The organism is Zobellella aerophila, assembly GCF_039539325.1.
Lineage (GTDB): Bacteria > Pseudomonadota > Gammaproteobacteria > Enterobacterales > Aeromonadaceae > Oceanimonas > Oceanimonas aerophila.
On sequence record NZ_BAABCX010000005.1, the window covers coordinates 126467 to 140070 of the forward strand.

General features: G+C 61.8%; 11 protein-coding genes. 4 read left to right on the forward strand and 7 right to left on the reverse strand.

Annotation, left to right across the window (positions count from 1 at the left end; genetic code table 11):
• Positions 1-37: 37 nt before the first annotated feature.
• Both ABD806_RS15430 and sbcD read right to left on the reverse strand, forming a co-directional pair.
• The gene (locus tag ABD806_RS15430) at positions 38-3457 is read right to left on the reverse strand and encodes an AAA family ATPase (protein ID WP_344959640.1); all 3420 of its coding nucleotides are present in this window, start codon (positions 3455-3457) and stop codon (positions 38-40) included.
• The gene (gene sbcD, locus ABD806_RS15435) at positions 3454-4674 is read right to left on the reverse strand and encodes an exonuclease subunit SbcD (protein WP_344959642.1); all 1221 of its coding nucleotides are present in this window, start codon (positions 4672-4674) and stop codon (positions 3454-3456) included. The genes ABD806_RS15430 and sbcD overlap by 4 nt, the downstream gene beginning before the upstream one ends.
• A 156-nt stretch (positions 4675-4830) precedes the next feature.
• Between sbcD and ABD806_RS15440 the strand changes: the two genes are divergently transcribed.
• Complete coding sequence (locus ABD806_RS15440; RefSeq protein WP_344959644.1) at positions 4831-5730, forward strand: DMT family transporter; 900 nt, start codon at positions 4831-4833, stop codon at positions 5728-5730.
• A 9-nt stretch (positions 5731-5739) separates the two neighbouring features.
• Here the strand turns inward: ABD806_RS15440 and ABD806_RS15445 are convergent, their stop codons facing one another.
• Together ABD806_RS15445 and ABD806_RS15450 are read right to left on the reverse strand one after the other, a co-directional pair.
• Positions 5740-6360 carry a glutathione S-transferase family protein gene (locus ABD806_RS15445; RefSeq protein ID WP_344959646.1) on the reverse strand — a complete coding sequence of 207 codons (621 nt, stop codon included), beginning with the start codon at positions 6358-6360 and terminating at the stop codon, positions 5740-5742.
• A 120-nt stretch (positions 6361-6480) separates the two neighbouring features.
• On the reverse strand, positions 6481-7017 hold the full coding sequence (locus ABD806_RS15450) for a MarR family winged helix-turn-helix transcriptional regulator (protein WP_344959648.1): 537 nt from the start codon (positions 7015-7017) through the stop codon (positions 6481-6483).
• 286 nt (positions 7018-7303) lie between these two features.
• Here ABD806_RS15450 and ABD806_RS15455 point away from each other — a divergent pair, with 286 nt between their 5' ends.
• Positions 7304-7681 (forward strand): c-type cytochrome, encoded by a 378-nt coding sequence (locus ABD806_RS15455; RefSeq protein ID WP_425583151.1) that lies wholly within the window; start codon positions 7304-7306, stop codon positions 7679-7681.
• 210 nt (positions 7682-7891) lie between these two features.
• Here the strand turns inward: ABD806_RS15455 and rep are convergent, their stop codons facing one another.
• Positions 7892-9904 (reverse strand): DNA helicase Rep, encoded by a 2013-nt coding sequence (rep, locus tag ABD806_RS15460; RefSeq protein ID WP_344959652.1) that lies wholly within the window; start codon positions 9902-9904, stop codon positions 7892-7894.
• Between the two features lie 126 nt (positions 9905-10030).
• Here rep and ABD806_RS15465 point away from each other — a divergent pair, with 126 nt between their 5' ends.
• Positions 10031-11251, forward strand: coding sequence for an aminotransferase class V-fold PLP-dependent enzyme (locus ABD806_RS15465; protein ID WP_344959654.1), 1221 nt, complete (start codon positions 10031-10033; stop codon positions 11249-11251).
• On the forward strand, positions 11251-11670 hold the full coding sequence (gene csdE, locus ABD806_RS15470) for a cysteine desulfurase sulfur acceptor subunit CsdE (RefSeq protein WP_344959656.1): 420 nt from the start codon (positions 11251-11253) through the stop codon (positions 11668-11670). The genes ABD806_RS15465 and csdE overlap by 1 nt, the downstream gene beginning before the upstream one ends.
• Positions 11671-11935: 265 nt before the next feature.
• Here the strand turns inward: csdE and ABD806_RS15475 are convergent, their stop codons facing one another.
• Positions 11936-12880: a DUF1177 domain-containing protein gene (locus tag ABD806_RS15475; RefSeq protein ID WP_344959658.1), complete on the reverse strand. Its 945-nt coding sequence runs from the start codon at positions 12878-12880 to the stop codon at positions 11936-11938.
• Positions 12881-12890: 10 nt separating this feature from the next.
• Positions 12891-13604 carry a dipeptidase PepE gene (gene pepE / locus ABD806_RS15480; protein WP_344959661.1) on the reverse strand — a complete coding sequence of 238 codons (714 nt, stop codon included), beginning with the start codon at positions 13602-13604 and terminating at the stop codon, positions 12891-12893.

The window sequence follows — 13604 nt, forward strand, 5'->3', positions numbered from 1 at the left end:
CGTTAACGGTTGAAGGCCGGGGTTTCCCCGGCCTTCCTTATTCCACCGCAAACTGGGGTGCCAGCCTGCTCAACCCCAGACCGTGACTCTTACTCAATTTGATCTGTATCGGGATGCGTTCCTTGAGCGCCTCTATGTGGCTGATCACCCCAATCATCTTGCCGCTGGCGTTGAGGGCATCCAGCGCATCCAGCGCCACTTCCAGGGTATCCGCATCCAGGGTGCCGAAGCCTTCATCCAGGAACAACGAATCTATGCTGGTCTTGCTGCTCACCAGATCCGACAGCGCCAGTGCCAGCGCCAGGCTGACCAGGAAGCTCTCGCCGCCGGACAGGGTCTGGGTATCCCGTGCCGCATCCGCCTGCCAGGTGTCGATCACCACCAGCTCCAGTTCGCCGCCGGCCCTGCGGGCCAGCTGGTAGCGTCCCTGCAGCCGCTCCAGCTGCCGGTTGGCCAGGTACACCAGGTGATCCAGGGTCAGCCCCTGGGCGAAGCGCCGGTATTTGGCGCCGTCCGCCGAACCGATCAGGCTGTTGAGCTGTTCCCAGAGCCGATAATCCGCTCGCTTGGCGGCCAGCTCGGCAAACAACGCCTGCTGGCGGGAACGCCGCTGTGCATCCGCCGACAGCTGGCCGCGCAGCGCACCGGATTTCTGCAGCAGTTCATCGATGGTCCGCTGCAGCTCATCGAGCGCATCGCTCAGCTCGCCCCGGCTACGCTCGGTTACGGGCTCGGCCCGCAGCGCGTCCAGCCGCCCCTGAGCCTGGCGTACCAGGGTCTGCGCCTCGCTCCGCCCCTGTTCCAGCCCCTGTTGCAACTGCCGCAACTGTTGCAGCTCGTCCTCCGGCAACAGGGCCTGCCTGAATGCGCTTTCGTCGCCGAAGGGGCTCAACGCCAGCGCCTGCCGCCAGCCATGCTCCTGCGTCGTCAGCTCATCGGCAAGCTCCGCCAGCCGTTGCTGCTGCAGCTGCACGCGGGTGTCCAGCTCGACCCGCTGCTGTTGCAGCTGCTGACTCTGTGAGGCGGCCTCGGCCAACGCCTGGCGGGGATGCTCGGCCGGTGCCAGTGCCGCCGGCGTCGGCTGCCCTCCTTGTTGCCAGCGCAACTGCCAGCCCTGCCATTCCTGTTCGGCCGCCTGCAGCTGATACTGCAACTCGCCCTGCTGTCGCTCCAATTGCTGCAACTGCCGCTGGTTGTGCTGCCAGAGCTGCCATTCCTGCTCCCGCTCCTCCAGCCAGACCGGCCAGCTCGAGGGCTGCCGGTAACCCATCTGCCCCAGCCTGTCGGCCAGGGCCTGCCGTTGCCGTGCCAGATGAGATGCCTGCTGCTCGATGCGGCTGCTCAGCTTGCCCAGCTGCTGCTCATGATCCTGTCGACTTTGTTGTAACAGCGCCTGGCTGTGCCTGAGCTTATCCAGGGCGCCTTCTGCCTCCGCAAGTTGCTGCCGGGCCTGGACCAGTTCGGCGGTCACCTGATCCAGCCGTTGCACCTTCCGGCCGGCTTCATCCTGGGCCTGCTGCTGCTGGTCAAGCCAGCTCTCCAGCCCATCCCGGCCCGTTAGCGACAGCCCGGCCTCGGCCTGTAATTGCTGCCATCTGCGGTTGATGTCCCGGAGTTCGGCCTGTATCTGCTGCCGCAGCTTATCGGCCTGCTCCGCTTCGGCACCCAGCCTGGCCTGTTGCCGGTTGAGCTCGGTCCCCCTCTGTTCCAGCTGCGCCAGTTGCCGGCGTTTTTCGGCCAACGCCTGCTCGGTGCCGTTATCCAGGGCCTGATAGGCAGCGACGGCCGGATGCTCGCGGCTGCCGCACAGGGGGCAGGCTTGCTCCGGCTGCAATGCGGCCCGATAGTGCTCCAGTTCGCGGATACGCTTTTCCTGCACCAGCAGTGTTTCCTTGTCCTGGATTTGTTCACGCAGCTGCTTGTAGCCGTCGCGCAACTGACTCAACGCCGATGCCAGCTTATCCAGCTCGGGCTGGCGCGCACCCTGTTGTTGCGCCAGTTCCCGCAACTGGTCCTGCAACGCCCGTTGCCGTCCGGCCAGCTGTTTCAGCTCCAGCCGGCTGCCCTGCTGTTGCCGTAAAGTCTGTTCTGCCTGGCGCAGCTCGGCTTCTGTCTGTCCCGTCAGTACCGACGCCAGCTGCTGTTGCCGCTCCGCCACCGCTTGCCCGGCCGTATCGAGCCGCCCGCCCGCCGCGCCGGCGGCGACCTCCAGTTCGGCAAACTGTTTCGCCAGCTTTTGCTGTTGCAGGGTGAGCTGCTGCCATTCCTGTTCAAGCTCGGTCACCGTCTGCTGCTGGCCCTCACAGGCCGTTATCTGCCCGCGCCACTCCGCCAGTTGCTCTCCCAGCCGGGCACCGTCCGGCCGGGCCGCCAGTTGCCGGGTTAATTGCCGCTGTTGTCCGGTCAGCCGCTCGAGTTCGGACTGATACTGCGCCTTGATCTGGCCGCTGAACTGCAGCGCCTGCCAATGGTGTTGCACCAGCCGCTCACCGACCAGCCCTCGCTCCTGGATCAGTGTTGCCAGCTGCTGCCGGACCTGGTCATGGCGGGCCTTGCAACTGTTCAGGCTTTGCCAGAGCGGATGCAGCCGAACGGCCGGTTCGGCAACGGCCAGCCGGCCGAGTTGTCCCTGTTGTGCCTGATATTGCTGCTGCACCAGCCGCTCGGCGTCCTGGGCCCGTTGCAGCTGCTGTTCGGCTTTTTCTAGCTCAAGGCACCAGCCCAGCTCGGCCTGCAGCGCCTGGTGCTGACCGGCCAGTTGCCGGCGGTTTTGCTCGGTTTGCGCCAGCTCGCGGTTCAGCTCGTCCCGCTGGTCATCCGTTAACAGCTCCACCCCCTGGGCCCTGGCTTCCAGCTGGGCCAGCTCGACCCTGGCCTCCCGGGCCTGTTCGTATACCTGACGGGACAGCTGGCCATAGATATCGGTGCCGGTCAGCTCTTCCAGCAGTTCGGCCCGCTCGTTGACATCGGCATGCAGGAAGGCGGCAAAGTCACCCTGAGCCAGCAGCATCGACTTGGTAAAACGGCCAAAATCCAGCCCGGTCAGCTGCTCGGTGCTTTTCAGCTTGTCGCCGACCTTGTCGGTGATAATGGTGCCGTCGAGCCTGGCCAGCTCAACCCTCGGCGCCTGCAGCTTGCCGTCCGCCCTGCCCCTGGCCCGCCGCTGACTCCAGAAGGCCCGGTAGCCCTCGCCCCTGACCTCGAATTCCACCTCCGCCAGGCATTCGGCGGTGTGTCGGGTCATCAGCTCGTTGCCACCCGCCGACACGTTTTTCATCCGGGGAGTCTGGTGATAGAGCCCCAGGCAGATGGCATCCAGCAGGGTGGTCTTGCCGGCGCCGGTCGGCCCCACTATGGCAAACAGGCCGCTGGCATCGAAAGGTTGCTGGGTAAAGTCGATTTTCCACTCCCCTTTCAGGGAGTTCAGGTTTTTTAGCCGCAGGCTCAGGATTTTCATGCCGGCTGCTCCTGTACCTGAACCAGCATCTGCCGGTACAGCTCGCTCAGCTGTTGCTGCAGGGGTTCATCCAGCTGCTCCTGGGCCAGGCGGCGCTCGAAGACCTCCAGCGGCCCGAGCTCGGCCAGGGTTTCCCGGGACTGGGCGGTCAGGCTGTTGCCTTTTTCACTGCGGGCCCGCCTGATGCCCAGCACCTCCACCGGCAGCTCCCGGGTAAATTGCTGAATGCGGGACTGAAGATCGCTGAGATAGTCATCGCCGCTGACCGTCACTTCCAGCCAGACGTTTTGTCCGGGTGGCGCCTGCTCCGCCGCCCGGGCAATCAAGGGCTCCAGCTCGGCCAGCGTACCCCTAACCCGCGCCAGGGGCTGAAACTGGGGTACCGCCAGCGGCGTGACCGTCGCCAGCCGGTCTTCGGCAAACTCCAGCAGCAATACCTGCTTCTGCTGGCCGACCTCATCGAAGCTGAGGGCCAGCGGCGAACCGCAATAGCGAACATGTTCGAGTCCGGCCACCTTCTGGCCTTTATGGAGATGACCCAGGGCGATATAGTCGGCCGGCGGGAAGGCGCCGGCGGGAAAGGCCTCCAGGCTGCCGATATAAATGTCCCGCACCGAATCGCTGCTGCTGGCCCCGACCGTAGTGAGGTGGCCGGTGGCGATAATCGGCAGGGGCAGCGCCAGCTCATCCCGCATGGCCTGAGCCTGTTCAAACAGAGACTGGTAATGGGCCTGGATGGCGGCCATCAGCGCCTGTTGCTTGTCGGTACCGCTCTGACCGGCCCGGCTTTCCAGCACATCCCGCGGACGGATATAGGGGATGGCGCAGAGGATGGCGCCGGCTTCGCCGCCTTGCCGGGGCAGCACCAGTAATTGGTCGGCCGGATTAGCCAGCACGCCCGGGATCACATGGGTGTTGAGACAACCCAGCAGCTCCCGGGCTTCGCCGAGCATGGCGACCGAATCATGATTGCCACCCAGTATCACCAGTTCGACGCCGGTTTTCTGTATTTCAACGATAAAGGTGTTATACAGTTCGCGCGCATAGCTGGCCGGCGAGCCGGTGTCGAATACATCGCCGGCTACCAGCACCACATCCACCCGATGCTGGCCGATCTGTTCGATCAGCCAGCCAAAGAAAGCCTGGTGCTCGGCGGCCCGGGTTTTACCCATGAAATGCTGGCCCAGGTGCCAGTCGGAGGTGTGCAGTATGCGCATGGAATGCTCTTGTTATCGCCATGAGGTCGGTTATTAAACCCTGTTCGCGGCGGCCGGGCAAATCCCTGGCCGCCGGGGATATTTTGTCGGCAGGCCACTGCCGTTGCCGATAAAACTTGCTAGACTGGCCCTTTCCTGCTTTTTATCAGTGCTTTCATGGCTTTTTCCTACGATTATCTGGCCTTGGCCGCCGCCGCCTGCTGGGCCGTGGCCAGCTTGCTGTCCGCCAATGCCGCCCGCCACCTGGGGGCGGTCGCCTTTTCCCGCTGGCGCATGTTCTGTGTCAGCCTGATGCTCTGGCTGGTCGCCCTGGTGACCGGCGGCTGGGCGACACTCACCCCTGATTCCGTGGCGATTATGGCTATTTCGGGACTGATCGGCATTTTTATCGGCGATACTGCCCTATTTGCCGCCATGAACCGGCTCGGCCCCCGCCGGGCAGGCGTGCTGTTCGCCACCCATGCGCTGTTTTCCGCCTTGCTGGCTTATCTTATCTTCGGTGAAATCATCGCAGGCTGGACCCTGGTCGGCTGTTTCCTGCTGGTCGGTGGGGTGATGACCGCCATCTTCATGGGCAAGCGCAACAACGAAACCCACGCCTGGGAACAAGACAACGGCAGCCCCTGGCCGGGCATCGGCCTGGGGCTGTTGTCGGCCCTGTGTCAGTCGGTGGCAACCCTGATGGTCAAGCCCACCATGGAGGGTACTGTGGATCCGGTTTCCGCCTCCGCCATCCGCATGACGGTAGCTTTCCTCGCCCATCTGACCCTGTTGTGGTGCGGACTTTCCCTGGCCAGGCCCCTGCGCACCATCACCTGGCCGGTATTCGGCATGGTCGCCCTGAATGCCCTGCTGGCCATGGGTGTGGGGATGACGCTGATCTTGCTGGCCCTGCGCTACGGTGAAGTGGGGATGGTGGCCATGCTCAGCTCGGTCAGTCCGGTGCTGGTACTGCCGTTACTGTGGCTGGTGATGAAACGCCGCCCGGCCAATGGCGCCTGGTTGGGCGCCCTGGCCACAGTGATAGGCACTGTGCTGATTGTCGCCAGGCACTAGGATATGTCCCTAGAACTGCAGGCCCTCTTCCTCCAACGCCCTGCACACCCCGGGATCTTCTTTCATATCCTGGAAATGCCGCGCCAGATGGGTATAGGGGGCCAGTCCATCGGGCATCACCAGGGTCGCCCAGAAGGCCATGGTGAAACCATAGGCATCGACAATACTTTTGTGCTCGTCCATATAGTAGGTACGGCTGGCCAGGTGGTTGTCCATCCGCTGCAACAGCCGCTCTACCCGTGCGGGAACGGCGGCCTTAACCGCATCCTGAGCCGCGTAGCTGCGATCCGTGGTGTACTTTTTCGGGGCAAAATAGGGGACAAAGGCCCCGAATACATCCGAGCAGAAAAAGCTCAGCCAATAATCACACTGGTACTGCAAGACCGGATCCGTGCCTGGTCCCAGAAACTCCCCTTCGGGCAGCCGCGCCAGATAGCGCAGGATGGCCGTGGTCTGGTAAAGCGCCCCCATATCCTCGGTGATCAGCACGGGAACCGCCGCCATGTAATTGATTTTAAGAAACTCAGGATCCCGGGTATCGGCCTTTTCCAGTTCGTAGGGCAACCCCAGCCAGGCGAGCACTATATGGGGGGCCAGCGAGCTGGAGCCGGACTTGTAGTAAAGCTTCATTGCCTGACCTCCTTGGGGAAAGGCTGCCATGATGTCATGGGCGGTTCGTAAAACAGGCAGCCTGTTTTTAGTATCAGCAGGAAAGGGAAAAAAGGCGACCCACTGAGAGGCCGGCTGCCATCAGTCTTCTGCCACCAGCAGCATTTTTTTGAGCAGGGCAGAAAGCTGCCCCCGCTCTTCGCCGGTCAGGGCCCCGGCCAGCTCGGCTTCCGCCGCCAGGTGAAATTTAACCGCCTCTTCCACCACCTTGAAGCCGTCTTCGGTGAGGGTGACGATGACACCACGCCGGTCATGATCCGCCTGGGTCCGGGTGACCAGGCCACGGTTTTCCAGGCGATTGATACGGTTGGTCAGGGCGCCGGATGAGATCAACACCATGACCTGCAGCTGGTTGGGTGACAGCTGAAAATAAGGGGGATGGCGCCTGAGGGCGGCCAACACATCAAACTCGCCCACGTTCAGGTCGTAGCGGGCCAGATCCTGCAGCACCCGGCGGGTGACAAAATACTCCATCCGCACCAGCCGGCCGATGACTTCCGTGCTGTTAAAATCCAGATCCGGGCGTGCACGCTTCCACAGGGTAACGATACGATCGATCTGATCCATCACCTGCGGGCTATCCGGGTGATCATTCTGCGCCTTGCTGTTGTCGTTCATTGGTATTGTTTGCTCCCTACTACTGGCAACAACTTTTATCTAAAGAGAGTCGCCATAATAGCATAAAGGGTCAAGTCTTCCGGCCTGCTAAATCTTGTCCGGTTCCGAAGAGCCGGGTTGCTAAAAAGTGCCGCCCGGCTCTTTACCTGAGCCATTTAATGCCCCCGACACTTGGGGTATACTCGCCGGGTTTTACGGAAAAAATGAAGCCAACTGGGAGAATAATAAGGTGAGCCTGTTAAGAAATCTGTTGCTTGCCGGCGTTGCCGCTGCCTCTTTGAGTGGTATGGCCTACGCCGCCAATGATATGTCATCCGAAGCCATTGCCGAGCGCACCAAGCCGGTCGGCAGCGTTTACACGGCCAAGGATCTCGAAGGTATCGTAGATACTGCCGCCGGCGGCACCGGTGGTGAGCCGGCCGAACCGCGCAGTGGCGAAGCCGTATTCAATGCGGCTTGTTCCGCCTGTCACGCCACCGGTGCCGCCGGCGCCCCTATCAAGGGTGATGCCGCCGCCTGGGGTCCCCGTGTCGCTCAAGGCCGCGACACCCTGGTGAACCATGCGCTGAATGGCTTCAACGCCATGCCGCCGCGGGGCGCCTGTGGCAATTGCTCCGATGAGGAAATTGCCAACGCCGTCGATTATATGATGGACGCCATCTGAGTAAAACGGCGACCCTGAAGGAAAATAGCTGTCTGTTAAGCATAAAACGGGATTAATCAGCTTCCCACCGACACGCCGTGAACCCATATCTGGGGGCTCTACTGCGCCATCCGTGGCGCAGAAGGTCGGCTTGAAAGCCAACCAATCCCACAAACTGCCCGAACAGATATCGTTGTTAAAAAGCCGCAGCGATGCGGCTTTTTATTGGGCTTATTTTTTCAATAGGGCGCGCAGGTTGGCGATGCTGGCCTGTCCCTTCTGCATCCGCTCGCCTTCGCTCGGCTTCTGGCGGTTATGCTCCCAGTCCAGATCCTGCTGGGGCAGTTCCAGCAGGAAACGGCTGGGCTCGGGCCGGATCTGCTCTCCAAACTGGCGCCGTTCCCGGCACAGGGTAAAGGTCAGCTCCTGCTGGGCGCGGGTGATGCCCACATAGGCCAGCCGCCGCTCTTCTTCGATATTGTCCTCGTCTATGCTGCTCTGATGGGGCAGTAGGCCTTCTTCCATGCCCACCATAAACACATAGGGGAACTCCAGGCCCTTGGAGGAGTGCAGTGTCATCAGCTGCACCTGCTCGCCGTCGTCTTCGTCCTCGCCCCGCTCCATCATGTCGCGCAGGGTCAGCCGGGTGACCACCTGGGCCAGGGTCATCGGCTCGTCCAGCTCCGAGCCTTCCAGCATCTGGCTGACCCACTTGAACAGGGTGGAGACGTTCTGCATGCGCATCTCGGCGGCCCTGGGGCTGGGCGAGCTCTCATAGAGCCATTCTTCGTAGTTGATATCCTTGACCATATCGCGCACCGCCTCGACCGCATTGCCGCGCAGGGCCTGATCGCCGACCCGTACCAGCCAGTCGCAGAAGGCGCGCACCGCCACCAGACCACGCCCGCTTAAGCTTTGTTCCAGGCCCAGCTCGAAGCTTGCGGCGAACAGGCTCTTGCCCCTGTTGTTGGCGTAGGTGCCCAGCTTTTCCAGGGTGGTGGGGCCGATCTCCCGCCGCGGGGTATTGACCACCCGCAGGAAGGCATTGTCGTCGTCCGGGTTCACCAGCAGCCGCAGGTAGGCCATGATGTCCTTGATTTCGGCACGGGAGAAAAACGAGGTGCCGCCGCTGATCTTGTAGGGGATGCGGTTGGTCATCAGCGCCTTTTCCAGGATCCGTGACTGATGGTTACCCCGATAGAGGATGGCGTAATCGCCGAAGCGGGTGCCGTTCATAAATTTGTGGCCCATGATCTCGGCCACCACCCGCTCCGCCTCGTGCTCCTCGTGCTTGGCGGTCAACACCCGCACCGGGGCCTCGTAGCCCAGCTCGGAAAACAGCTGTTTCTCGAACACATGGGGGTTGTTGGCGATCAGGATGTTGGCGCACTGCAAGATACGCCCCCGGGAGCGGTAGTTCTGCTCCAGCTTGACCACCCGCAGGTTGGGATAATCCGACTGCAACAACACCAGGTTCTGGGGCTTGGCGCCCCGCCAGGAATAGATCGACTGATCGTCGTCGCCGACCACGGTAAAGCGGGCCCGCTCGCCGGCAATCAGCTTGACCAGCTCGTACTGGCTGGTGTTGGTGTCCTGGTATTCGTCCACCAGCAGGTAGCGGATCTTGTTCTGCCAGAAAGCCCGCACCTCGTCGTTGGTTTTCAGCAGCAGGGTCGGCATCAGGATCAGATCGTCGAAATCCAGGGCGTTGTAGGCCTTCATCTGCCGCTGGTAGCGCTCGTAGCACTGGGCAAAGAGTACCAATTCGGGATCCGTCGCCAGCCGGGCCGCCCGCGCCGGCAGCACCAAATCGTTCTTCCAATTGGAAATGGTGCTGAGCAGGCGGGAAATCTTGTCTTTTTCCCCATCCAGCTCCTGTTCGGTCAGCTCCTTGATCAGCGCCAGCTGATCCTGATCGTCAAACAGCGAAAAGCCGGACTTCAACCCCAGGGTCTTGTGCTCCCGGCGGATGATATCCAGCCCCAGGGTGTGGAAGGTGGACACCATCAGGCCCCGGGCCTCGCCCTTGCCCAGGGTTTGCGCCACCCGTTCCTTCATCTCCCGCGCCGCCTTGTTGGTAAAGGTAACGGCGGCGATATGACGGGCCTTGTAGTCGCACTGGCGCACCAGATAGGCGATTTTATTGGTGATCACCCGGGTCTTGCCGCTGCCGGCACCGGCCAGCACCAGGCAGGGTCCGGCTATATAGCGCACGGCTTCGTCTTGGTGTGGATTGAGTTTCATGGTGTTTCCGGCAGCTGAACAGGGCCGCCCATTCTACCGGCTGGGGCCGGACGGGTGAAGGGCATCTTGTCATAACGGCGGCTTTGGCCCATGATCCCAGGCAGCGCCCACCCAACAAATATGCACATGGCACCGGACATCCACACCCTCAGACGTGACTTCCCCACCCTGGCCCAGATAGTGAACGGCCATCCGTTGGTTTACCTGGATAACGCCGCCACCACCCAGAAGCCCCAGCCGGTGCTCGATGCCCTCAACCACTACTATCGGGACACCAACGCCAATGTGCACCGCGCCTCCCACGCCCTGAGCGCCCAGGCCACCCAAGCCTTCGAGGCGGCGCGCATCAAGCTGCAGCGCTTTATCAATGCCCCCACCCCCGAACAGCTGATCTGGACCAAGGGCACCACCGAAGCCATTAACCTGGTGGCCTACAGCTTTGGCATGCATCACCTCCAGGCGGGCGATGAAATCCTGCTCTCGACTCTGGAGCATCACGCCAATATCGTGCCCTGGCAGCAGGTGGCGGCGGCGACCGGCGCGGTGATTCGAGTGATTCCGCTGACGCCCGAAGGCGATCTGGATCTGCTGGCGGCCGAGCGACTGCTCAGTACCCGCACCCGCTTGCTGGCCGTCAGCCAGGTATCCAATGCCCTGGGGGTGGTCAATCCGGTCAGGCAGCTTATCGCCATGGCCCGAGCCGTGGGCGCGGTCAGCCTGGTGGACGGCGCCCAGGCGATGGGCCATCTGACGGTGGATGTGCAGGCACTGGACTGCGACTTCTACGCCTTTTCCGGCCACAAGATGTTCGGCCCCACCGGCATCGGCGGCCTCTACGGCAGGAAAGAGCTGCTCGAGCGGATGCCACCCTGGCAGACCGGCGGCGAAATGGTGCACAGCGTCAGCTTCGAACAAACCAGCTTCAACCGCCTGCCCTTCAAATTTGAGGCCGGCACCCCCAATATCGCCGGCGCCATCGCCCTCGGCGCCGCCGTGGATTATCTGACCGGCCTCAACCGCATGGCCCTGGCCCAACATGAACACAGCCTGCTGGAGGCACTGATCACAGGCCTGGAAGCCATTCCCGGCGTCCGGATCATCGGCCGGCCCGATGTGCGGGTCGGGGCGGTTTCCTTCGTGATGGACGAGGTACATCCCCAGGATCTGGCGACCTTGCTGGATATGCAGGGTATCGCCCTGCGCACCGGCCACCACTGCGCCATGCCGCTGATGCAGGCCCTTGGGCTGGAACAGGGCACCATTCGCGCCTCTGTGGCCTTCTACAACACCCATGAGGAAATCACGGCCCTGCTGGCCGGCATTAACAAAGCCCGGGAGTTTTTCTGATGCATCCGTTCGGCGACACCATTACCGATACCGAGATCCGCGCCCTGTTCCAGGCCGCCCACGGCTGGGAGGCCAGATACAAGGAGTTGATCAAGCTGGCCAAACAGCTGCCCTCTCTGCCTGCCGAGCACAGGCTCGAGGCCAACACCATCCACGGCTGCGAAAGCCAGGCCTGGCTGCTGAGTGAACAGGATGAAACGGGAGTCTGGCAGTTTCACTGTGATTCGGATGCCCGCATCGTCAAGGGGTTGATGGCGGTGGTGCTGGCCGCGCTCAACAACAAGACCAGCGCCCAAGTTCGGGCCTTCAATATGGAAACCTATTTCGCCGAGCTGCAGCTGCTGCAACACCTGAGCCCCTCTCGGGGCAACGGCTTGCGGGCGGTGGTGGAGGCCATTCAGCGGACGGTGGCCGGCTGATACCAGTTTCATTAAAGATCGGCGCTACATTCAACCGCTGAAAACATCACTGTATTTTAACCTCCGTCATACCGGGCTTGGTCCGGCATCTTTCTGCGGGAAGATCCTGACCGGGTCGCGGCGACTTTCGTCAGGATGACTGTCTGCTCAAACAATTCATCCGATCGGTATAAAAACCCTCAGCAACAGCAGGGCCCTGAAACAAAGATGGCCCCTCTGTTGAGGGGCCATGGATACAAACAAGGCTGTGCCGACGGTCAGCCCGTCAGCTGGTGAGCTTTTGCAGGACGTCCAGGGAACCGTAGTGCCCCAGCAGCGTCTGATATTCCTGCTCATCATAGAAGTCGCAGCGATAGCGTTTACGGTCGGTAAACTCTATGGCCACGGCAACACAGAAACGCACCGCTTCAGCAATATCCACTTCATGGCTGGCGAAGGCGCCGCTGCCGGCCACGGCACTCTGGGCCGTGACCGGCACACCCACCACAGGCGCGGCGGTGGCGACCGTCGGCTGCATGATGCTGTTGATATGATAAACGCCGTTATCATAGTCGGTGATATCCTGAGTGGTAATGGGCATGACCCTGGGCAGTTCGCCGGTGGTCTGTTCCATGATGCGCAACAAATCGTTGCTGACCCGCAGGATATAGCCACTCTTGGCCGTCGGGGTAATGCCGAAGCCTTTGTGGTTGAAGATCTTATTGCCCTTGCTGGTATCCACCGACAGGATGGCATCCATCTCCGTGTCCACCTCATATTGATTCATGGTGGTGGAGCTGACCGGCATGCTCATGAAGTCCACGGGCTCCCGGGGCATGATGTCGGCGTCGGTGGAAATATGGGTGCCGATAATAACATCCCCTTCCAGGTGCTCGCCCCTGGCCTTCATCTGCGCCAGCTTCAGCGCCGCCGCGATCACGGTCACGGCGCCGTCGGCGTCAGACACCATGCCCAGGCGATCCGGCCGGGCACCGATGGCGCCATTGCGTCCTAGCAGGCCCAGGGTCCGGCTGCCGCCGCCCTGGCTCTTGCCATCCTGCCCCTTGATCAGGATGCGGATAAAGTCGGCGGCGGATTCTTCCACCACGCGGTTGACCGTTACCTCAACGCCATGCTCCAGATAAGGCTGGAACAGGGCTTCGATGCTTTGTCCGTTAACGCTGGGGCCATCGAGCAGTTCGTAAACGGCCAGGGTTTGTTGCAGACTCATTAGTTACCTCTCAACCATTAATTTGGGACAAGGGAAACTCGCCACCGCTGGCCAGCGTCTCGACCTTGTCCTGGCGGAACACCATGCCGTCAAACTCGCCCATGATGCGAGCCTGATCACCCTGTACATAGAGGGCGGTGCCTTCGGGAATGGCCACCACGGACTCTTTCGGATTCATTACCAGGAACTCGCCCAGACGCTCTTCCCGGGACTCGCCATTGTGGCCGACCGGCTTGCCGCTGATGAAGTGCGGGTTGATCTGGAAGGGAACCAGATTAAACGCCGAGAAGGAAGGCGGCTGCACTATCGGCATGTCGTTGGTGGTTCTGATGGTCGGACAGGCTACGTTGGTGCCGGCACTCCAGCCCATGTAGGGCATGCCGTCGGCCACCCGCTCGTGCACCAGCTCGACCAGCTTGTTTTCATAGAGACGGGTCAGCAGGGCGAAGGTGTTGCCACCGCCCACGGCCAGGGCATCGGCCGACGCCACCGCCTCCGCGGCGTTGTCGAACTGATGGACGGACACCAGCTCATAGCCCAGGCGCTCGTATACCGGCCGGACCATCTTCTCGTAATCGTCGAAGCTGAAGCTCACCCCGGCATAGGGAATGAAGAGCACTCGTTTGATCTTGTCAGACAAAATGGTGTTGAGTTGCTCGTCGGCATGCTCCAGATAGCCGAGGTTCCCTTTACGGGAGCTGCTCATCAGTAATAACTGCTTCAT